This is a genomic window from Streptomyces sp. MRC013, from assembly GCF_023614235.1.
Classification (GTDB): domain Bacteria; phylum Actinomycetota; class Actinomycetes; order Streptomycetales; family Streptomycetaceae; genus Streptomyces.
The window spans coordinates 1,452,633-1,471,979 of sequence record NZ_CP094264.1 but is presented as its reverse complement, the minus strand read 5'-3'; the positions used below and the strand labels follow the sequence as shown (position 1 = coordinate 1,471,979).

Annotated in this window: 14 protein-coding genes, 1 tRNA gene and 3 pseudogenes; 11 read left to right on the top strand and 7 right to left on the bottom strand. The window is 75.2% G+C overall.

Annotation, left to right across the window (positions count from 1 at the left end; genetic code table 11):
• The first annotated feature begins 118 nt into the window (after positions 1-118).
• Both LUW75_RS06470 and LUW75_RS06465 read left to right on the top strand, forming a co-directional pair.
• Positions 119-1,852, top strand: coding sequence for a tetratricopeptide repeat protein (locus LUW75_RS06470; RefSeq protein ID WP_250334763.1), 1,734 nt, complete (start codon positions 119-121; stop codon positions 1,850-1,852).
• Positions 1,853-1,901: 49 nt separating this feature from the next.
• A tRNA-Met gene (locus tag LUW75_RS06465) sits at positions 1,902-1,975 on the top strand.
• A gap of 122 nt (positions 1,976-2,097) precedes the next feature.
• Here the strand turns inward: LUW75_RS06465 and LUW75_RS06460 are convergent.
• A pseudogene (locus LUW75_RS06460) lies at positions 2,098-2,515 on the bottom strand (Fur family transcriptional regulator).
• Positions 2,516-2,656: 141 nt separating this feature from the next.
• Between LUW75_RS06460 and LUW75_RS06455 the strand changes: the two are divergent.
• Complete coding sequence (locus LUW75_RS06455) at positions 2,657-4,108, top strand: catalase (protein ID WP_250334762.1); 1,452 nt, start codon at positions 2,657-2,659, stop codon at positions 4,106-4,108.
• Between the two features lie 117 nt (positions 4,109-4,225).
• Here the strand turns inward: LUW75_RS06455 and hisN are convergent, their stop codons facing one another.
• From hisN to LUW75_RS06435, 4 genes are all read right to left on the bottom strand, one after another.
• Positions 4,226-5,029, bottom strand: a complete 804-nt coding sequence (hisN, locus tag LUW75_RS06450) for a histidinol-phosphatase (protein ID WP_250334761.1) — start codon at positions 5,027-5,029, stop codon at positions 4,226-4,228.
• Positions 5,030-5,126: 97 nt separating this feature from the next.
• On the bottom strand, positions 5,127-6,137 hold the full coding sequence (rsgA, locus tag LUW75_RS06445; RefSeq protein WP_250334760.1) for a ribosome small subunit-dependent GTPase A: 1,011 nt from the start codon (positions 6,135-6,137) through the stop codon (positions 5,127-5,129).
• A 5-nt stretch (positions 6,138-6,142) separates the two neighbouring features.
• The gene (aroA, locus tag LUW75_RS06440) at positions 6,143-7,489 is read right to left on the bottom strand and encodes a 3-phosphoshikimate 1-carboxyvinyltransferase (protein WP_250334759.1); all 1,347 of its coding nucleotides are present in this window, start codon (positions 7,487-7,489) and stop codon (positions 6,143-6,145) included.
• A 27-nt stretch (positions 7,490-7,516) separates the two neighbouring features.
• On the bottom strand, positions 7,517-8,221 hold the full coding sequence (locus tag LUW75_RS06435; protein WP_250334758.1) for a M50 family metallopeptidase: 705 nt from the start codon (positions 8,219-8,221) through the stop codon (positions 7,517-7,519).
• A 49-nt stretch (positions 8,222-8,270) separates the two neighbouring features.
• On the opposite strand from LUW75_RS06435, the gene LUW75_RS06430 reads away from it, so the two are divergent.
• The 8 genes and pseudogenes from LUW75_RS06430 to def all read left to right on the top strand — a co-directional run bounded on the left by LUW75_RS06430 (position 8,271) and on the right by def (position 15,638).
• Positions 8,271-9,086 (top strand): SOS response-associated peptidase, encoded by an 816-nt coding sequence (locus tag LUW75_RS06430; protein WP_250334757.1) that lies wholly within the window; start codon positions 8,271-8,273, stop codon positions 9,084-9,086.
• A 32-nt stretch (positions 9,087-9,118) separates the two neighbouring features.
• Complete coding sequence (locus LUW75_RS06425; protein ID WP_250334756.1) at positions 9,119-9,796, top strand: alpha/beta hydrolase family protein; 678 nt, start codon at positions 9,119-9,121, stop codon at positions 9,794-9,796.
• A gap of 228 nt (positions 9,797-10,024) precedes the next feature.
• Positions 10,025-10,681, top strand: coding sequence for a sigma-70 family RNA polymerase sigma factor (locus LUW75_RS06420; RefSeq protein ID WP_250334755.1), 657 nt, complete (start codon positions 10,025-10,027; stop codon positions 10,679-10,681).
• A complete protein-coding gene (rsrA, locus tag LUW75_RS06415; RefSeq protein WP_250334754.1) occupies positions 10,678-10,977 on the top strand; it encodes a mycothiol system anti-sigma-R factor in 300 nt (99 codons plus the stop codon). The genes LUW75_RS06420 and rsrA overlap by 4 nt, the downstream gene beginning before the upstream one ends.
• Positions 10,978-11,135: 158 nt before the next feature.
• Entirely contained in the window at positions 11,136-12,605 is a 1,470-nt protein-coding gene (locus LUW75_RS06410; protein WP_250334753.1) for an HD-GYP domain-containing protein, read from the top strand.
• A gap of 23 nt (positions 12,606-12,628) precedes the next feature.
• Positions 12,629-13,836 (top strand): annotated as a pseudogene (locus tag LUW75_RS06405) (HD-GYP domain-containing protein).
• A gap of 97 nt (positions 13,837-13,933) precedes the next feature.
• Entirely contained in the window at positions 13,934-14,914 is a 981-nt protein-coding gene (locus tag LUW75_RS06400) for a tetratricopeptide repeat protein (protein WP_250337571.1), read from the top strand.
• Between the two features lie 73 nt (positions 14,915-14,987).
• Positions 14,988-15,638 (top strand): peptide deformylase, encoded by a 651-nt coding sequence (gene def / locus LUW75_RS06395; protein WP_250334752.1) that lies wholly within the window; start codon positions 14,988-14,990, stop codon positions 15,636-15,638.
• A gap of 208 nt (positions 15,639-15,846) precedes the next feature.
• On the opposite strand, the gene LUW75_RS06390 is transcribed toward def, so the two are convergent.
• Complete coding sequence (locus LUW75_RS06390; protein WP_462933698.1) at positions 15,847-16,902, bottom strand: ribonucleotide-diphosphate reductase subunit beta; 1,056 nt, start codon at positions 16,900-16,902, stop codon at positions 15,847-15,849.
• Positions 16,899-19,246: pseudogene (locus LUW75_RS06385) on the bottom strand (ribonucleoside-diphosphate reductase subunit alpha). The gene LUW75_RS06390 and the pseudogene LUW75_RS06385 overlap by 4 nt, the downstream one beginning before the upstream one ends.
• Positions 19,247-19,347: the final 101 nt, after the last annotated feature.

The window sequence follows — 19,347 nt, the reverse complement described above, 5'->3', positions numbered from 1 at the left end:
CGCTTTTGGAGACTGGGCGGTTCGAGCGAAGGCACGCCGGAGGGACCCCGGAGGCGATCGACCGCGCCGCCCCCCGGAGAACACGGCGGGCTGGGACCCCGCCGCGCTGGACGCCGCGATGGACTTCGCGGAGGCCGCCGCCGACACCGTCGAGACCGAGGCGCGGCACCGGAGGGCCGCCGAGGACGGGGACGCCGCGTCGATGAGCGTCCTCGGCGCCGTGCTGCTGCGCCGGGGCGACCTGGACGGCGCCGAACCCTATCTGCGCGCCGCCACCGCGGCCGGTGACCGCGCCGCCGCCAACAACCTGGGCGTCCTCCTCCACCAGCGCGGTTACCCCGACGAGGCCGCCGGCTGGTGGCGCGTCGCCGCCGTCGCCGGCTCCGCGGCCGCGGCTCACGCCCTCGGCCGCCACCACCGGGAGCGCGGCGACGAGCCCGCCGCCGAGTACTGGCTGCGTCAGTCGGCCGAGCAGGGCCACGCGCTGGGCGCGTACGCCCTCGCCGACCTCATGGAGCACCGCGGCGACGCCGGATCCGAACGCTGGCTGCGCGTCGCCGCCGAGCAGGGCCACCGCGAGGCCGCCTACCGGCTCGCCCGCGCCCTGGAGCGGCGGGCCGACGGCGACGGCGGGGCGGAGGCGGCCGAGGAGACGGCCGAGCAGTGGTACCGGCAGGCCGCCGCGCGCGGCCACCGCAGGGCCGCGCTGCACCTGGGCGTGATCCTGGAGAAGCGCGGCGAGGTGAAGGAGGCCGGCCGCTGGTACCTGACGGCCGCGAAGGAGGGCGAGTCGCGCGCCGCCTGCGCCCTCGGCTTCCTGCTGCGCGACGCGGGCGACGAGGAGAGCGCCGCCGTGTGGTGGCTGCGCGCCGCCCAGGACGGGGACGGCAACGCCGCCAACGCCCTGGGCGCCCTGCACGCCGCCCGCGGCGAGTACCAGACCGCCGAGCGCTGGTACCGCACGGCCACGGACGCGGGCGACGTGAACGGCGCCTACAACCTCGGGCTGCTGTCCGCCGCCCAGGGCCGCACCGCCCAGGCCGAGCAGTGGTACCGGCGCGCCGCGTACGCCGGCCACCGGGAGGCGGCCAACGCCCTGGCGATCCTCCTGCTCCAGGCGGGCGACCCGCACGGGGCGGAGCCGTGGTTCTCCAAGGCGGCCGAGGCGGGCAGCGTCGACGCCGCGTTCAACCTCGGCATCCTCCACGCGGGCCGCGGCGACGACCGCACCGCGCTGGGCTGGTACGAGCGGGCCGCGGCGGCCGGGCACACGGAGGCGGCCCTCCAGGTCGGCATGGCCCGGCTCCGCGACGGCGACGAGCAGGAGGCCGAGCGGCACCTGCGGTGCGCCGCGGGCGGCGGCAGCGCCGAGGCGGCGTTCCGGCTGGCGACCGTCCTCGACGCGCGGCAGTCGCCGCCCGAGCCGCACACGCTCGGCCAGCCGCAGACGCCGAAGACCGAGTGCGAGGAGTGGTACGGGCGGGCCGCCGAGCAGGGGCACCGCCGCGCCCAGGTGCGGGTCGGGATGCTCGCCGCCGCACGCGGCGACGTGGCGGAGGCGGCCCGCTGGTACCGGGAGGCCGCCGAGGCGGGCAGCCGCAACGGCGCGTTCAACCTGGGGCTGCTGCTCGCCCGCGACGGCAACGAGCGGGAGGCCGCCCTGTGGTGGAGCCGCGCCGCCCGCGCCGGCCACGGGCGGGCCGCGCTGCGCCTGGCGCTGCTCGCCGCCCGGCGCGGCGAACTGGCCGAGGGGCGCCGGTGGTGCGCCCGCGCCGTGGAGCTGGGTCCGGCGGAGGTCGCGGAGCGGGCGGCCCGGCTGAGCGAGGCCCTGCACCAGGAGCTGACGGCGTAGTAACGGATTTGCGCTGGTCCGCGCCGTCCCGTAAGGTGGTGTTCACCGACGCGGGGTGGAGCAGCTCGGTAGCTCGCTGGGCTCATAACCCAGAGGTCGCAGGTTCAAATCCTGTCCCCGCTACTGCAACCGAAGGCCGGATCCCTGGATCCGGCCTTCGGCGTTTTCACGTCCTGCGCGCGAGGAGCGCACGGAGCGCCGGGGGCGGCGCGCGGCGCGCCGGGACCCTCCGCGGCCCCCGGGGGTCAGGCGCCCGCGCAGCCCGGGCAGAGGCCGCGGTAGGTGACCTCCACGTCGGAGACCGTGAAGCCGAAGCGCTCCGAGTCCGGGAGGTCCGACAGGGGGTTCCCCCCCCGGGCGGACGTCGCGGATCGTGCCGCAGCGGGCGCAGACCAGGTGGTGGTGCGGGCGGTGCGCGTTCGGGTCGTACCGCTTGGCCCGGCGGTCCGTCGACACCTCCAGGACCTCGCCCAGGCTGACCAGCTCGCCCAGGGTGTTGTACACGGTCGCGCGGGAGATCTCGGGCAGGCGCTCGGCGGCGCGGGCGTGGACCTCGTCGGCGGTCAGATGGACGTGATCTCCGTCGAGGACCTCGGCCACGACGCGGCGCTGCGCGGTCATCCGCAGGCCGCGGCCGCGCAGGCGTTCCAACAGGTCGCTCATGCGGTCCAGCCTAACAGGCGGAGGAGCCAGTCCCGAATCGATGTTGATTTAGAGGGCGCCTTGACTTAGACAATGTCTATTGTAGGATCGGGGACGGATTCGGCCGGGGACAGGACTGTCGCCCACACGCAGGAGGCGCACATGACGCAGGGACCGCTCACCACGGAGGCCGGCGCGCCGGTCGCCGACAACCAGAACAGCGAGACCGCGGGCGCCGGCGGCCCGGTCCTCGTCCAGGACCAGCTGCTGCTGGAGAAGCTGGCGCACTTCAACCGCGAGCGCATCCCGGAGCGCGTGGTCCATGCGCGCGGCGCGGGCGCCTACGGCACCTTCACCGTGACCGCCGACGTGACGCCGTACACGAGGGCGGCGTTCCTCTCCGGGATCGGCAAGGAGACCGAGGTCTTCCTGCGCTTCTCGACCGTCGCGGGCAGCCTCGGCGCGGCGGACGCGGTGCGCGACCCGCGCGGCTTCGCGGTGAAGTTCTACACCGAGGAGGGCAACTACGACCTCGTCGGCAACAACACCCCGGTGTTCTTCATCCGGGACGCCGTCAAGTTCCCCGACTTCATCCACACCCAGAAGCGCGACCCGTACACGGGCTCGCAGGAGGCGGACAACGTCTGGGACTTCTGGAGCCTGTCACCCGAGTCCACGCACCAGGTGACGTGGTTGTTCGGCGACCGCGGCATCCCGGCCGGCTACCGGTACATGGACGGCTTCGGCTCGCACACGTTCCAGTGGAACAACGAGGCCGGCGAGGTCTTCTGGGTCAAGTACCACTTCAAGACCGACCAGGGGATCAGGAACCTCACGCAGGCCGAGGCCGACCGGCTCGCCGGTGAGGACCCCGACTCCCACCAGCGCGACCTGCGCGAGGCGATCGAGCGCGGCGAGTACCCGACGTGGACGGTGGGCGTGCAGATCATGCCGGCCGCCGACGCCGCGACGTACCGCTTCAACCCGTTCGACCTGACCAAGGTGTGGCCGCACGCCGACTACCCGGTCGTCGAGTTCGGCAGGCTGGAGCTGAACCGCAACCCGGAGAACATCTTCGCCGAGGTCGAGCAGTCGGTCTTCTCCCCGGCGCACTTCGTGCCCGGCATCGGCCCGTCGCCCGACAAGATGCTCCAGGGCCGCCTCTTCGCGTACGGCGACGCCCACCGCTACCGCGTCGGCGTCAACGCCGACCACCTGCCGGTGAACCGCCCGCACGCCACCGAGGCGCGCACCCACGGCCGGGACGGGTACCTGTACGACGGCCGCCACAAGGGCGCCAGGAACTACGAGCCGAACAGCTTCGGCGGCCCGCACCAGACCGGCCGCCCCCTGTGGCAGCCGGTCCCGGTGACCGGCCTGACCGGCGACCAGCCGGCGCCCGTCCACGCCGAGGACGACGACTTCGTCCAGGCGGGCAACCTCTACCGGCTGATGACGGAGGACGAGAAGGGCCGCCTGATCGGGAACCTGGCCGGCTCGATCTCCCGGGTGTCGCGCGAGGACATCGTCGAGCGCGCGGTCGGCAACTTCCGCCGGGCCGACGCGGACTTCGGCAAGCGGCTGGAGGCCGCGGTCCGGGAACTGCGCGGCTGACGGAACCGGACCGCCCACCGCGGACGGCGGGCCGGCCCCCAGGGGGTCGGCCCGCCCGCGCGTCCGGCCGCGCGGGGTCCGCCCCCGGCCCGCCCCGGCGCGGGTCCCGAACCCGGCTCAGTCCCGGGTGCCGAGGTACGCCAGCAGCTCGCCGTGGAGCAGGCCGTTGGACGCCGCCGCGTCGACGCCGCACGGGCCCTCCCGGCCGTCCAGCCCGGTGAACCTGCCGCCGGCCTCCTGGACCACGATCGCGTTCGCCGCCATGTCCCACAGGGACAGCTCCGGTTCGGCGCAGATGTCCACCGAGCCCTCCGCCACCATCATGTACGGCCAGAAGTCGCCGTACGCGCGGGTGCGCCAGCACGCCCGCGACAGGTCCAGGAAGCCCTCCAGGAGCCCCCGCTCCTCCCAGCCGTCCAGCGACGAGTACGCGAACGAGGCGTCCGCCAGCCCCGCCACCGCCGACACCCGGATGCGCGTCGCCGACTCCGGGCCGGGGCCCGCGTACGCGCCCAGGCCCTCCGCCGCCCACCAGCGGCGGCCCAGCGCCGGGGCCGACACGACCCCGACCACCGGCCGGTGGCCGCCCCGGCCGTCGTCCTCCGTCAGCGCGATCAGCGTCGCCCAGACGGGCACTCCGCGCACGTAGTTCTTGGTGCCGTCGATCGGGTCGACCACCCAGCGGCGCGGGCCGGTGCCCTCCGTCCCGTACTCCTCGCCCAGGACCGCGTCGTGCGGCCGGGCCTGCCGGAGGCGGCCGCGGATCAGCTCCTCGACGGCCCGGTCCGCCTCACTGACCGGGGTCATGTCCGGCTTCGTCTCCACCTGGAGGTCCAGGGCCCTGAACCGGTCCATGGTGACGGCGTCCGCGGCGTCCGCCAGGGCGTGGGCGAGACGCAGGTCATCGTGGTAGTCGGCCATGCGGCCGACTCTATCCCGGGCCCCCGGCGGCCCGGGCGCGTGGTGCCGCGCCCCGTGCGACGGCCCGCCGGAGCCCCCGTGCGCCCGGCCGTGCGCGTCAGTCGCCCTCGTGCCGCTCCCGCGTCGCCAGCAGCCGCCGCAGCGAGTAGAGCCGCGCCCGGTCCGCGTGCCCCTCCTCGACCCACGCGTCCAGCGCGCAGTCCGGCTCGTCGTGGCCGCACGCCCGCGGACAGCCCGCCGTGCCCGGCTCCAGGTCCGGGAAGGCGTGGATCACACGCGCCGGGTCGACGTGGTTCAGCCCGAACGACCGCACGCCGGGCGTGTCGATCACCCAGCCCCCGGCGCCCGCCAGCGGCAGGGCCAGCGCCGACGTCGTGGTGTGCCGCCCGCGCCCCGTCACCGCGTTGACGTGGCCCGTCGACCGCCGCCGCTCCTCGGGCACCAGCGCGTTCACCAGCGTCGTCTTGCCCACGCCCGAGTGCCCCACGAACGCCGTGGTGCGGCCCGCCAGGTGCTCGCGCACCCGGTCGGCCGCGCCCCCGCCGTACAGCTCCTCACGGCTGGTCACGACGGACGGGATGTCCAGCGCGCCGTACAGCTCCAGCAGCTTGCCCGGCGGGGCCAGGTCCGACTTGGTCAGCACCAGCAGCGGCTCCAGGCCGCCGTCGAACGCCGCGACCAGGCACCGGTCGATCAGCCGCGGCCGGGGCTCCGGGTCGGCGAGGGCCGTCACGACGGCCAGCTGGTCGGCGTTGGCCACCACCACCCGTTCGTACGGGTCGTCGTCGTCCGCGGTGCGGCGCAGCACCGACGCGCGCTCCCCGATCCGCACGATCCGGGCCAGCGTGTCCTTGTCGCCCGACAGGTCGCCGACGAGGGAGACCCGGTCGCCGACCACCGCCGCCTTGCGGCCCAGCTCCCGCGCCTTCATGGCGGTGACCGTGCGGCCCTCCACGAGGCAGGTGATCCGGCCGCGGTCCACGGTGAGGACCATGCCCTCCGCGGCGTCCTCGTGCTTCGGGCGGATGCTGGTGCGGGGCCGGTTCCCCTTGCGGTTGGGACGGACGCGCACGTCGTCCTCGTCGGCGTTCCTGCCGTAGCGGCGCATGCCGTTCAGGCCCCGACCGCGAGCATCCCGGTCCACATCCGGGGGAAGTCGGGCAGGGTCTTGGCGGTCGTCGCCACGTTCTCGACGCGCACGCCCTCCACCGCGAGGCCGATCAGGGCGCCGGCCGTCGCCATCCGGTGGTCGTCGTACGTGTGGAACACGCCGCCGCGCAGCGGGCGGGGCCGGATGCGCAGGCCGTCCCCGGTCTCCGTCACGTCACCGCCCAGGGCGTTGATCTCCCTGGTGAGCGCCGCCAGCCGGTCCGTCTCGTGGAGCCGCAGGTGCGCCACGCCGCGCAGCGTCGACGGGGAGTCCGCCAGCGCCGCCAGGGCCGCGATGCCGGGGGTCAGCTCGCCGACCTCGCCGAGGTCCACGTCGATGCCGCGGATCCGGCCCGAACCGGTGAAGGTGAGACCGGCCTCCGTCAGCTCGCAGGAACCGCCCATCTCGGTGAGGATCTCCCGCAGCGCGTCACCGGGCTGCGTCGTCCGCGCCGGCCAGTCGGGGACCGTGACCCGGCCGCCGGTCACCAGCGCGGCCGCCAGGAACGGCTGCGCGTTCGACAGGTCCGGCTCGACCACCAGGTCCCGGCCGAGCAGCGCCGAGGGGGAGACCCGCCACACGTTCGGCTCGCCGCCCGTCTCCGGCTCGTCGACCTGCGCGCCCACCGCCCGCAGCATGTCCACGGTCATCCGGATGTGCGGCATCGACGGCAGGCGCGGCCCCGTGTGCCGCACCTCCACGCCCTGGTTGAAACGGGGCGCCGACAGCAGCAGGGCGCTGACGAACTGCGAGGACGACGAGGCGTCGATCTCGACCTTCCCGCCGTCCAGGGCGCCCCCGCCGTGCACCGTCATCGGCAGCGCGCCCCGCCCGCCGTCGTCGATCCGGGCGCCCAGCACGCGCAGGGCGTCGATCACGCCGTGCAGCGGGCGCTCGTGCGAACGGGCGTCGCCGTCGAAGCGGACCGGGCCGTCCGCCAGCGCCGCCACCGGCGGCAGGAACCGCATGACCGTGCCCGCGTTGCCCACGTCGACCGAGGCCGGGCCGTGCAGTCCCGCCGGGATGACGCGCCACGCCTCACCGCACCCGTCCGGGGCGCCCGCGGCGGTCGAGCTGGACGACACCGTCTCCTCGATGCCGACGCCCAGCGCACGCAGCGCCTCCGCCATCAGCAGCGTGTCCCTCGACCGCAGCGGGCGGCGCAGCCAGCCCGGCTCGGAGGCGAGGGCGGCCAGCACCAGGGCGCGGTTCGTGACCGACTTGGAACCGGGCACGGGGACGGTCGCGTCGACCGCGCCGCTCGCGTAGGGGGCGGGCCAGGGATCGGGGTGCGCGGAAGTGTCGGTCATGCCCCTCACTTTAGTGGGCCGGGAGGGTCACAGGCCGAGCAGCCAGCGGGCCCCGCCGACCAGCGAGGAGAGCGACACGGAGTGGAAGAAGAGCATCCACATCGCCGCCGGGGCGTGCGTGAGCCGGGCGAGCTGGTCGGCGTCGGAGTCCCGCGCCTCCCCCCGCCGCCGCTTCGCCCGGAGCTCGAACACCGGCCGCACCCCGCCCAGCAGCAGGAACCACACCGCGCCGTACGCGAACGCCGCCTGCACCTGCGGCTCCGCCAGCCACGACACCAGCAGGAACGCCCCACCCGTCACCACCACGGCCAGCATCCCGTACGCGTTGCGGACCATCACCAGCAGCGCGGTCAGCAGCGCCGTCGCCACCCACAGCAGCAGCGTGACCCGGTGCGCCGCCAGCAGCCACGCCCCGCCCAGCCCCAGCAGCGGCGGCGCCGTGTACCCGGCGGCCGCCGTGAGGATCATGCCGAGACCGGTCGGCCTGCCCCGGCTCACGGTCAGCCCGCTGGTGTCCGAGTGCAGCCGGATCGCCTCCAGCCGCCGCCCGGTGAGCAGTGCCACCAGGCCGTGGCCGCCCTCATGGGCGATCGTCACCGCGTTCCGCGCGGGCCGCCACAGCGCCCCCACCGTGGTCGTCAGCAGTGCGGCCGCGGCGGTCGCGACCACCAGCCACAGCCCCGGCGCGGGCTGGGTGCCCAGGACGTCGTCAAGGATCTTCGTGGTGGCCATGGGGTGGACGGCTCCTCGGGGGACGGCGGGACGTGGCAGGCTTGGTGGTATGTGCGGACGTTACGCGGCCGGCCGGACGCCCGGGGAGCTCGCCGGGATCTTCGGCGTGGAGAAGTGGGAGCCCGAGGAGGCCCTGGAGCCCGACTGGAACGTCGCCCCGACCAAGGAGGTGTACGCGGTCCTCGAACGGCCCCTGAAGGACGCCGCCGACACCCGCCCGGTCCGCCAGCTGCGCGTCCTGAGGTGGGGGCTCGTACCGTCCTGGGCCAAGTCCCCCGAGGGCGCGGCCCGGATGATCAACGCCCGGGCCGAGACCGTCCACGAGAAGCCCGCCTACCGGCGCGCCTTCGCCTCCCGCCGCTGCGTCCTCCCCGCCGACGGCTACTACGAGTGGGTCACCGGCGCCGACGAGCGGCGGCTGGAGGTCGAGGGCAGGAGGAAGCGACCCCGCAAGCAGCCCTACTTCGTCACGCCCGTCGACGGCTCCGTCCTCGCGATGGCCGGGCTGTACGAGTTCTGGCGCGATCCGACGCTGCCCCCCGACCACCCGGGCGCCTGGCGCGCGACCTGCTCGGTGATCACCACCGAGGCCGAGAAGGGCCCCCTCGGCGCGGCCCCCGCCGAAGGTCCCCGCTCGCTCGCCGACATCCACCCGCGGATGCCGCTCGCGCTCACCGAGGACCGCTGGGACGCCTGGCTGGACCCGGCCCGCACGGACGCCGAGGAGCTGCGCGCCCTGCTCGCCCCGCCGCCCGGGGGGCTGATGCGGGCCTACCCGGTCGCCACCGCCGTCAGCAACGTCCGCAACAACGGGCCCGAGCTCCTGGCGGAACTCGACGCGCCCGAGGAGACCACCCTCTTCTGAGCGGCGCCGGCCCGGCGCGCGAGGATGGCCCCGTGACACAGACCGAGACCGTCCCCACGGGCGCCGGCGACGCCCGGATCACCTGGTACGACGCCGGGCCCGGCGCCCGGTTCGTCGTCGCCCTCGGCCACGGCGCCGGGGGCGGCGTCGAGGCCCGCGACCTGCAGGCCCTCGCCGCGCACCTGCCGCGCGCCGCCGCGGCCACCGTCGCCCTCGTCGAACAGCCCTGGCGCGTCGCCGGCCGGAAGCTCGCCCCCGCCCCGAAGACCCTCGACGCCGCCTGGCGCGACCTGTGGCCCGCCCTGCGGGCGCCCGGCCTGCCCGTCGTCGCCGGGGGGCGCAGCGCCGGCGCCCGGGTCGCCTGCCGCACCGCCCGCGACCTGGGCGCCCGGGCGGTGCTCGCCCTGGCGTTCCCCCTGCACCCGCCGGGCAGGCCCGAGAGGACCCGTGCCGGCGAACTCCTCGGCGGCGGCCTGCCCACGCTCGTCGTCCAGGGCGGCAACGACCCCTTCGGGAAGCCCGCCGAGTTCCCCGGCGGCGCGCACCGGGTCGTGGAGGTCCCGTGGGCCGACCACTCCTTCGCCGTGCCGAAGCGGGCCGCCGCCACGCAGGAGGACGCCCTCGGGAGGATCGCCGAAGGGGTCGCGGAGTGGCTCGGCGACCTCCCGGGACGACCGGGAATGGGGAGCGGGGCCCCGCTGTTGTCCTGACCGTCGGTGAACGACGTCAGGCCAGGAGAGGGAGTCCGTCGCATGGGTTCGACCATCTGCCCCAGCCGGTCGCGCGCCGCGGGGCTGGACTGGACGGTGCTGTCCGCGCCGGCGACCGGCTCCGCGCGGGTGACGGGCGAGAGGAATCGGCGGGGACGGCCGGCGGGTGGTCGACTATCCTCCGATTCGAGCGGGTCCGCACCGGGTCTCGCCGCGGCGCTGGAGGAGGTGGGTCCGGTCACTGGGACCGACAGGGGGTCCGTCGAAGGCCCCGGGGAGACGGACGGCGAGCGCAACGCGCGCTTCGAGCGGGACGCCCTCGGCTACCTCGACCAGATGTACTCGGCCGCCCTGCGGATGACGCGCAACCCGGCGGACGCCGAGGACCTGGTGCAGGAGACGTTCGCCAAGGCGTACGGCTCGTTCCACCAGTTCCGCGAGGGCACCAACCTGAAGGCGTGGCTGTACCGCATCCTCACCAACACCTTCATCAACTCGTACCGCAAGAAGCAGCGCGAACCCCAGCGCAGCGCGGCCGAGGAGATCGAGGACTGGCAGCTCGCCCGCGCCGAGTCGCACATGTCGACCGGTCTGCGCTCGGCCGAGTCCCAGGCGCTGGACCACCTTCCGGACTCCGACGTGAAGGCGGCCCTCCAGGCGATCCCCGAGGAGTTCCGCATCGCCGTCTACCTGGCCGACGTCGAGGGCTTCGCCTACAAGGAGATCGCGGACATCATGGGCACGCCCATCGGCACCGTGATGTCCCGGCTCCACCGGGGGCGCCGCCAGTTGCGCGGCATGCTCGAGGGCTACGCCCGGGAGCGCGGGCTGGTGCCCGCGGGCGCCGGGGAGCCGACGGACGACCGAAAGGGCTCGGGCTCATGAGCTGCGGAGAGCCGCACGAGACGGACTGCTCGGAGGTCCTGGACCACCTCTACGAGTTCCTCGACCGCGAGATGCCCGACAGCGACTGCACCAAGTTCGAGACGCACTTCGAGGAATGCTCCCCCTGCCTGGAGAAGTACGGGCTCGAGCAGGCGGTGAAGAAGCTCGTCAAGCGGTGCTGCGGGCACGACGACGTACCGAGCGACCTGCGCGCGAAGGTCATGGGGCGGATCGAGATGATCCGGGCCGGGGAGGCCGTCCCCGACCAGGACGTCTCCGCGTCCGCCCAGGAGTGAGGGCACCGCACCCGGAGGGCCGGGGCGCGGCCGCGCCCCGTCCCGTGTGCTTTTCACCCGAAGGTGCTAATCGGTTCCGTCCCGCCGTTCCCGGCGCACCCGCTCGTTAGCCTGCCAGCCAGGCGCTCGGTCCGAGCGGAGGGGAGACGGGAGGGGTCGTGGCGGGCATTCCGGGAGCCGCGCACGCGTACATCGCCTGCGCGGGGCTGGGCGCCGCCGCCTGCACTTTCCCGGCGTTCACCGCCGGGTCCGCGACCCCGTGGGGCGCCGTGGCGCTCCTGGCGGGGCTGTACGCGCTCTGCGAGCACCCGCCCCGGTGCCGGTTCGCCCGCGGCGCGGCGCGGCGCGGCACCGGCCGGCCCGCCGGCCGCGCGGACCGGGCCGACGGCGCCCCGCCCGCCCCCGCCGGGTGCCACTTCCCCGTCCTCCTCGCCGCCGCGCTCCTGCTGCCGCCCGCCGCCGCCGCGCTCGCCGCCGTGCCCGGGGCGCTGGTCTCCCCCGTGGGGGACCGGCCGCCCGCCCGGCCCCGGCGCGTCTGGCGGGCCGCGCGGATCGCCCTCGCCGTCTGGGCCGCCGCCCGGACCGCCGCCCTGCTCGGCGGGCCCGCCGCGGTCGACCGGACCCCCGACCTGCCGTACGCGCTGCTCCCCGCGGGCGTGGCGGTCCTGGCGTTCTGCGCCGTCCTGGCCGCCCTCGACGGCGGCATCCTCGCCGCCGCCGAGCGGGTGCCGCCGCGCGACGCCTGGCGGGGACTCCTGGCCCGGTCCCTCGCCGCGCACGCCGCGCACGGGCTGGTCGGGCTGGTGACGGCCGTGCTGTGGCGCAGCCCGTACGGCTGGCCGGCGGCGCTGTTCACCCTGCCGCCGATGTACGTCACCTGCTGGGCCTACGCCCAGTACCACCGGGAGCGCGCCGCGCACCGGGCGACGATCCGGGCCCTCGTCCAGGCCGTGGACCTCAAGGACACGTACACGCGCGGGCACAGCGAACGCGTCGGCCGCGCCTCCGTCATGATCGGCCGTGAACTCGGGATGGACGAGGACCGGCTGGAGGTCCTCCGCTTCGCCGGCACGCTCCACGACGTGGGAAAGATCGGCGTCCCCACCCGCGTACTGCGCAAGGACGGCCCGCTGACGCGGGAGGAGCGGCGGATCATCGAGCTGCACCCGGAGTACGGGCACGAGATGGTGCGCGGAATCGGCTTCCTGGGCGAGGCGCGCGCCGCGATCCTCCACCACCACGAGCGCCTCGACGGCAAGGGCTACCCCTACGGCCTCCAGGGCGCCGAGATCCCGGAGCCGGCGCGGGTGGTCGCGGTGGCCGACGCGTTCGACGCCATGACGTCCGCCCGCTCCTACGACCGCGCCCGCCCCGTCCCCGAGGCCCTGCGGGAGCTGGCCCGCTGCGCCGGCACCCAGTTCGACCCGGTCATGGTCGACGCCCTCGCCCGGGCCCTCGCCCGGCACGGCTGGCAGACGGTCGTGACCTGCGACGAGTCCCCGCCCGTGTCCGTCCCCCCGCCCTCCCGCCGGGGGCCCGCGGGCCCCGGGACCGCTCCCCCCTCGTCCTCCGGTGTCGCGGGCGGCGGGACGGCGGGGTCCGGGCCGTCCCGGCCGGGGGAGCGGTGAGCGCGCCGGGCGTGGTGGCGGGGATGCGGGGGTGCGCCGTCGGGGCGGTGGCCGGGGGAGTGGCGTGGACCCTCTGGAGCGGCGTCCACCGGCCCGGCACCGCCCTCGCCTTCGGCGTGCTGATCGCCGTCGGGGGCTCACCCGGTGGCGCGACGGGCCCGGCGAGCGGGAGCCCGCGCCGCTCGCCGCCGCCGGGGCCCTCGCCTACGCCCTCCTGCCCGCCGGGCCCGGCGCCCCGCAGGTCGTCGCCGTCGCCGCGACGGGCGCGCTGGCCGGGTTCGTCCCGCACATCGCGCGCGGCCGGGGACCCGACCCGGACCACGCGGCCCGCCGGGTGCTGACCCTCGCGTTCTCCGCCGTCTGCGCCGACCCCCTGCACGCCGCCCCGGGCCCGCGCCACGTGCCGCTCGTGCTGCTCGTCCTGGTGCTCACCGCGCTGTGCGACGCCGTCCTGGCGGCCCTCCTCCGGCACGCCCGCGCCCGCCCCCGGGGTCTCCGGCGGCGCGGGGAGAGCCCCGTGCCGTACGCGCCCCTCCTCCGCGACGAACTCAGGGCGCTGCCCGGTGTCGGGACCGCCGTCCGGGCGTCCGGCGCGGTGATGGCCCTCACGGTGACCACCGCCGGGCTGTGGGCGCTCCCCGTGCTGTGCGTGCCGCTGCTCCTCACCCAGCTGGCCTTCCGCCGCCACCGCGCGGTCCGCCGCACCTACCGGCAGACCATCGCGTCCCTGGCCAGGGCCACCGAGGTCGCCGGTTACACGCCGCCCGGCCACGCCCACCGGGTCGCCTCGCTCAGCCGGGCCGTCGGGCGGGAGCTGGGCCTGTCGGGGGAGGACCTGACCGTCCTGGAGTACGCGGCGCTCATGCACGACATCGGCCAGCTGTCCCTTGTCGACCCGGTCCCCGAAGGCGCCACCGCCCTGCTGCCCGCCGCCGAGCAGCGCCGCATCGCCCTCCTCGGCGGCGCGGTGGTCCGCCGGACCGGGGTCCCCGCGGCCGTCGCCCTCGTCGTGGAGCGGCAGGCCGACCCGTACCCCGAGCAGCCCCTCGCCGCGCGGATCGTCCGCGCCGCCAACGCGTACGACGACCTGTCGGGGGAAACCGCCCGGGGGGCGCTCCGGGCGCTGGAGCACCTCCGCCTGGGGACCGCGAGGGACTACCACCCGGCGGTGGTGGAATCCCTCGTCAGGGTCGTCGCCCGCGGCGGCGTCGAGGGGCCGGCCCCGGGGTAACCCACGGGTAATGAGCGGGCGTGCGACCGGGCATGGTTGGATGCCAACGAGAGGGTGTCCGGGGGCAGTGACCTTCAGCGACCGGCAGGCGGGAATCGTGAGGATCTTCGGGAAGGTACGGCATCGGCCCTCCGCCTCGTGGCGGCAGGCCACCGACCGCGCGTTCACGCTGATCGGGGACGGGCGGTACGAGGACGCGGGCGCGCTGCTGACACGCGCCGCGGATCTGGAGCCCTGGCTCTCCGAGTCCTGGTTCAACCTGGCGCTGCTGCACAAGTTCCGGCACGACTGGGAGCAGGCCCGCGCCGCCGGACTGCGGGCGGTCGCCCTGCTCGAGAAGGAGGCCGGGACGCCCGACTGGTGGAACGTCGGCATCGCCGCCACGGCCCTCCAGGACTGGCCGCTCGCCCGGCGCGCCTGGCAGGCGTACGGCCTGAGGGTGCCGGCGGGCGACGCCCCCGGCGGGGAGCCGACCGGCATGCAACTGGGCAGCGCCGCCGTGCGGCTGTCGCCGGAGGGCGAGGCCGAGGTGGTGTGGGGCCGCCGGCTCGACCCGGCCCGGATGGAGGTGCTGTCGATCCCGCTCCCCTCGTCCGGGCGCCGCTGGGGCGAGGTCGTCCTCCACGACGGGGTGCCCAACGGCGAGCGGACCACCGCGTCCGGCCACAGCTTCCCCGTGTTCGACGAGATCGAACTGTGGGCCCCGTCGCCCGTACCGACCTGGGTGGTGCTCCTGGAGGCCGCGACCGAGGCCGACCGGGACGCCCTGGAGCGGCTCGCCGCCGACGCCGGCTTCGCCGCCGAGGACTGGACGTCGTCCGTGCGGCTGCTGTGCCGCTCCTGCTCCGAGTCGCGGATGCCGAGCGCCGAGGGCGACGGCGAGCACCTCGACCCGCACGACCACAGCGAGCCCGGCCACCCGGGCCCGCTCGGCCACCGCACCGCCGGCGACCTGTGGGTGCCGGAGCGGGAGTGCGGCATCGCCGCACCGGCCGGGCTGGTGCGCGGACTCCTCGACGGCTGGGTCGCGGACGGTCCGGACAGCCGGGAGTGGCGGGATCTGGAGGAAGTCTGCTGATGCCCGTCGCACCGGGCCCGTAGGCTGTACGGGCACATCGAACGGGTACTCAAGGGAAGGCGCGAAACCGGACATGGCGCAGCAGGAGACGGACCAGCGGGACTACGACGCCCTCCCCGTGGACGACGAGGGCTTCGTCGTCGACACGGAGGACTGCGAGGAGCGCGAGCGGGCCCACCGCGAGCGCGGCACGTCGCACCCGATCACGGTCGTCGGCAACCCCGTGCTGCACAAGGAGTGCAAGGACGTCACCGAGTTCGACGACGAGCTGGCCCGGCTGGTCGACGACATGTTCGCCAGCCAGCGCACCGCCGAGGGCGTCGGCCTCGCCGCCAACCAGATCGGCGTCGACCTGAAGGTCTTCGTCTACGACTGCCCCGACGACGAGGGCGTGCGCCACGTCGGCGTCGTCTGCAACCCGGTCCTGGAGGAGCTGCCGCCGGAGCGGCGCGCCCTGGACGACTCCAACGAGGGCTGCCTGTCCGTCCCCACCGCGTACGCCTCCCTCGCCCGGCCCGACTACGCGGTCGTGCGAGGGCGGGACGTGAAGGGCAACCCCGTCAAGGTGCGCGGCACGGGCTACTTCGCCCGCTGCCTCCAGCACGAGACGGACCACCTGTACGGCTACCTGTACATCGACCGCCTGTCGAAGCGGGACCGCAAGGACGCCCTGCGCCAGATGGCCGAGGGTACGCCCCGCTACCCGGTCGTCCCCAACGACTGACCCCCGGGGGCGCCGGCGGCCGACCGCGCCCGGCTCCCCGCCGCCGGGGTCCGCACGCGTCCCCCTCCCGGCGGCCGCACGCCCCGCCCCCGTCCACCGGGCCGGCCGCTCCCGGTCGGCGCCCACCTGCGGCACCTGACCCGTGCCGCGGCGGCCCGCACCCCCGCGAGGGAGGGCGCGGGCCGCCGCCGCGTCCGGACCGGACCGGTCAGAAGTCCTCGTCCAGGTCGACCGAGCCCTCGACGGCGACCTGGTACGCGGACGGGCGCCGCTCGAAGAAGTTCGTCAGCTCCTGGACGCCCTGCAGCTCCATGAAGGCGAACGGGTTCTCCGAGCCGTACACCGGGGCCAGGCCCAGCCGCGTCAGGCGCTGGTCGGCGACGCACTCCAGGTAGGCGCGCATCGACTCGGTGTTCATGCCCGGCAGTCCGTCGCCGCACAGGTCGCGGGCGAACTGCAGCTCGGCTTCCACGGCCTCCTGCAGCATGTCCGCGACCTGCCGCCCGAGTTCGTCGTCGAACAGGTCCGGCTCCTCCCTGCGGACCGTGTCCACGACCTCGAAGGCGAAGCCCATGTGCATCGTCTCGTCGCGGAACACCCAGTTGGTGCCGGTCGCCAGGCCGTGCAGCAGGCCGCGCGAGCGGAACCAGTAGACGTAGGCGAACGCGCCGTAGAAGAACAGCCCCTCGATGCACGCGGCGAAGCAGATCAGGTTCAGCAGGAAGCGGCGCCGGTCGGCCCGGGTCTCCAGCCGGTCCAGCTTCTCCACCGAGTCCATCCAGCGGAAGCAGAACGCGGCCTTCTCGCGGATGGAGGGGATGTTCTCGACGGCGGCGAACGCGGCGGTCCGGTCGTCCGGGTCGGGCAGGTAGGTGTCGAGCAGCGTCAGGTAGAACTGGACGTGCACGGCCTCCTCGAAGAGCTGGCGGGAGAGGTACAGCCGGGCCTCGGGCGAGTTGATGTGCTTGTACAGCGTCAGCACCAGGTTGTTCGCGACGATCGAGTCGCCCGTCGCGAAGAACGCCACGAGCCGTCCGATCAGGTGCTGTTCGCCGGGGGTCAGCTTCGCCAGGTCCGCCACGTCCGAGTGGAGGTCGACCTCCTCGACGGTCCAGGTGTTCCTGATGGCGTCCCGGTACCGCTCGTAGAAGTCCGGGTAGCGCATCGGCCGCAGCGTGAGCTCGAAGCCCGGGTCGAGCAGGTTGGCCCTGCCGGCGTGCGGCGCCGTCGACGAGGGGCGGGGGGTGCGGGTGGGGCTCGTCACTGGCAGGCCTCGCAGGACTCGGGGTTCTCAAGGGAGCAGGCCACGGCGTCGGGCTCGGAGGCCTGCGGGGCGGGCAGGGGGTCGCCGACGCGGCGCGGGCGATGCGCGTCGCCGGGCGGGAGCGCAGGTAGTACGTCGTCTTCAGGCCCTGCTTCCAGGCGTACGCGTACATCGACGACAGCTTGCCGATGGTCGGCGTCTCCAGGAACAGGTTCAGCGACTGCGACTGGTCCAGGAACGGCGTCCGGGCGGCGGCCATGTCGATCAGACCGCGCTGCGGGATCTCCCACGCGGTGCGGTACAGCTCGCGCACCTCGGCCGGAACCCAGGTGAGGCCCTGCACCGAGCCGTTGGCCTCGCGCAGCGCCTCGCGGGTCTGCGCGTCCCACACGCCGAGCCTCTTCAGGTCGTCCACCAGGTAGGAGTTGACCTGGAGGAACTCCCCCGAGAGCGTCTCGCGCTTGAACAGGTTGGACACCTGCGGTTCGATGCACTCGTAGACGCCCGCGATGGACGCGATCGTCGCGGTCGGCGCGATCGCCAGGAGCAGCGAGTTGCGCAGGCCGACGGAGGCGATCCGCTCGCGCAGCGCCGCCCACCGCTCCGGCCAGGCCGGCTCCACGTCGTAGTGGTCCGGGTGGAGCACGCCGCGCGCGGTGCGGGTCTCGTCCCAGGCGGGCAGCCGGCCGTTGCGCTCGGCCAGGTCGGCGGAGGTCTCGTAGGCGGCGAGCATGATCCGCTCGGCGATCCGGGTGGACAGGGCGCGCGCCCCGGGCGAGTCGAACGGCAGCCGCAGCTTGAAGAAGACGTCCTGCAGGCCCATCGCGCCCAGGCCCACCGGGCGCCAGCGGGTGTTGGACCGGGCGGCCTGCTCGGTCGGGTAGAAGTTGACGTCGACGACCCGGTCGAGGAAGGTCACCGCGGTGCGGACGGTCTCGTCCAGCCGCTCCCAGTCGATGCCGTCGCCGGCGACGAACGCGCCCAGGTTCACCGAGCCGAGGTTGCACACGGCGGTCTCCCCGTCGTCCGTCACCTCCAGGATCTCGGTGCACAGGTTCGAGGAGTGGACCGTGCGGCCCGGCTCGGCGGTCTGGTTGGCGGTGCGGTTGGCGGCGTCCTTGAACGTCATCCAGCCGTTGCCGGTCTGCGCGAGGGTCCGCATCATCCGGCCGTACAGGTCGCGGGCCGGCATGGTCCTGCGGGCCAGGCCCCTGGCCTCGGCGGCCCGGTACGCGGCGTCGAACTCCTCGCCCCACAGGTCGACCAGCTCGGGCACGTCCGACGGGGAGAACAGCGACCACTCGGCGTCGCCGGCGACCCGGCGCATGAACTCGTCCGGGACCCAGTGCGCCAGGTTCAGGTTGTGGGTGCGGCGGGCGTCCTCGCCGGTGTTGTCGCGCAGCTCCAGGAACTCCTCGACGTCGGCGTGCCAGGTCTCCAGGTACACCGCGGCGGCGCCCTTGCGGCGGCCGCCCTGGTTGACGGCGGCGACCGAGGCGTCGAGCGTCTTCAGGAACGGCACGATGCCGTTGGAGTGGCCGTTGGTGCCGCGGATGAGCGAACCCCGGGCGCGGATGCGGGAGTACGACAGGCCGATGCCGCCCGCGTGCTTCGACAGCCGTGCCACCTGGTGGTAGCGGTCGTAGATGGAGTCCAGCTCGTCCCGCGGGGAGTCCAGCAGGTAGCAGGAGGACATCTGCGGGTGGCTGGTGCCCGAGTTGAAGAGGGTGGGGGAGGAGGGCAGGTAGTCGAGGCGGCTCATCAGCCCGTACAGCGCCTCCACCTCGCCGAGCGCGCGCTCCGAGTCGTCCTCGGCCAGGCCGCAGGCGACGCGGAGCAGGAACTGCTGCGGGGTCTCGACGACCTTGCGGGTGATCGGGTGGCGCAGCAGGTAGCGCGAGTACAGGGTGCGCAGGCCGAAGTAGCCGAAGCGGTCGTCGGCCTCCGGGTCGACCATCGCGTCGAGCCGTGCGGCGTGGCGGGCGACGAGGCCGGCGGTCCGGTCGGCGACGAGCCCCTCGCGGTGACCGGTGGCGACCGAGGCCGAGAACGTCACCGCGCCCTGGCCGGCGGCCTCGTCGGTGATCGTGCGCGCCAGCAGCCGGGCGGCGAGCCGCGAGTACGCCGGGTCCTCGGCGATCAGGCCGGCGGCCGCCTCGGTGGCGAGCTCCCGGAGCTCGGCCTCGTCCGACCCGGCGTGCCGGCCCCGCAGGGCCGCGGCGGCGACCCGGCCGGGGTCGGTGTCGGGGAGGTCCGCGGTGAGGTCGGTCAGGGTCCGCAGCAGCGCGGTCCCGGGAGCGTCGGCTTCGGTGGCTGAGGCCGGATCCGCTGGCGCGATGGTCACGTGGAGGCTCTCCCTCGCTCGGCTCGGGGCCCCGCGCGGGGCGGCGGCGAGCGGGCGCGCCGTGCCCCCTGGGCACGGGGGCGTGCGTGACCGCGTCCACC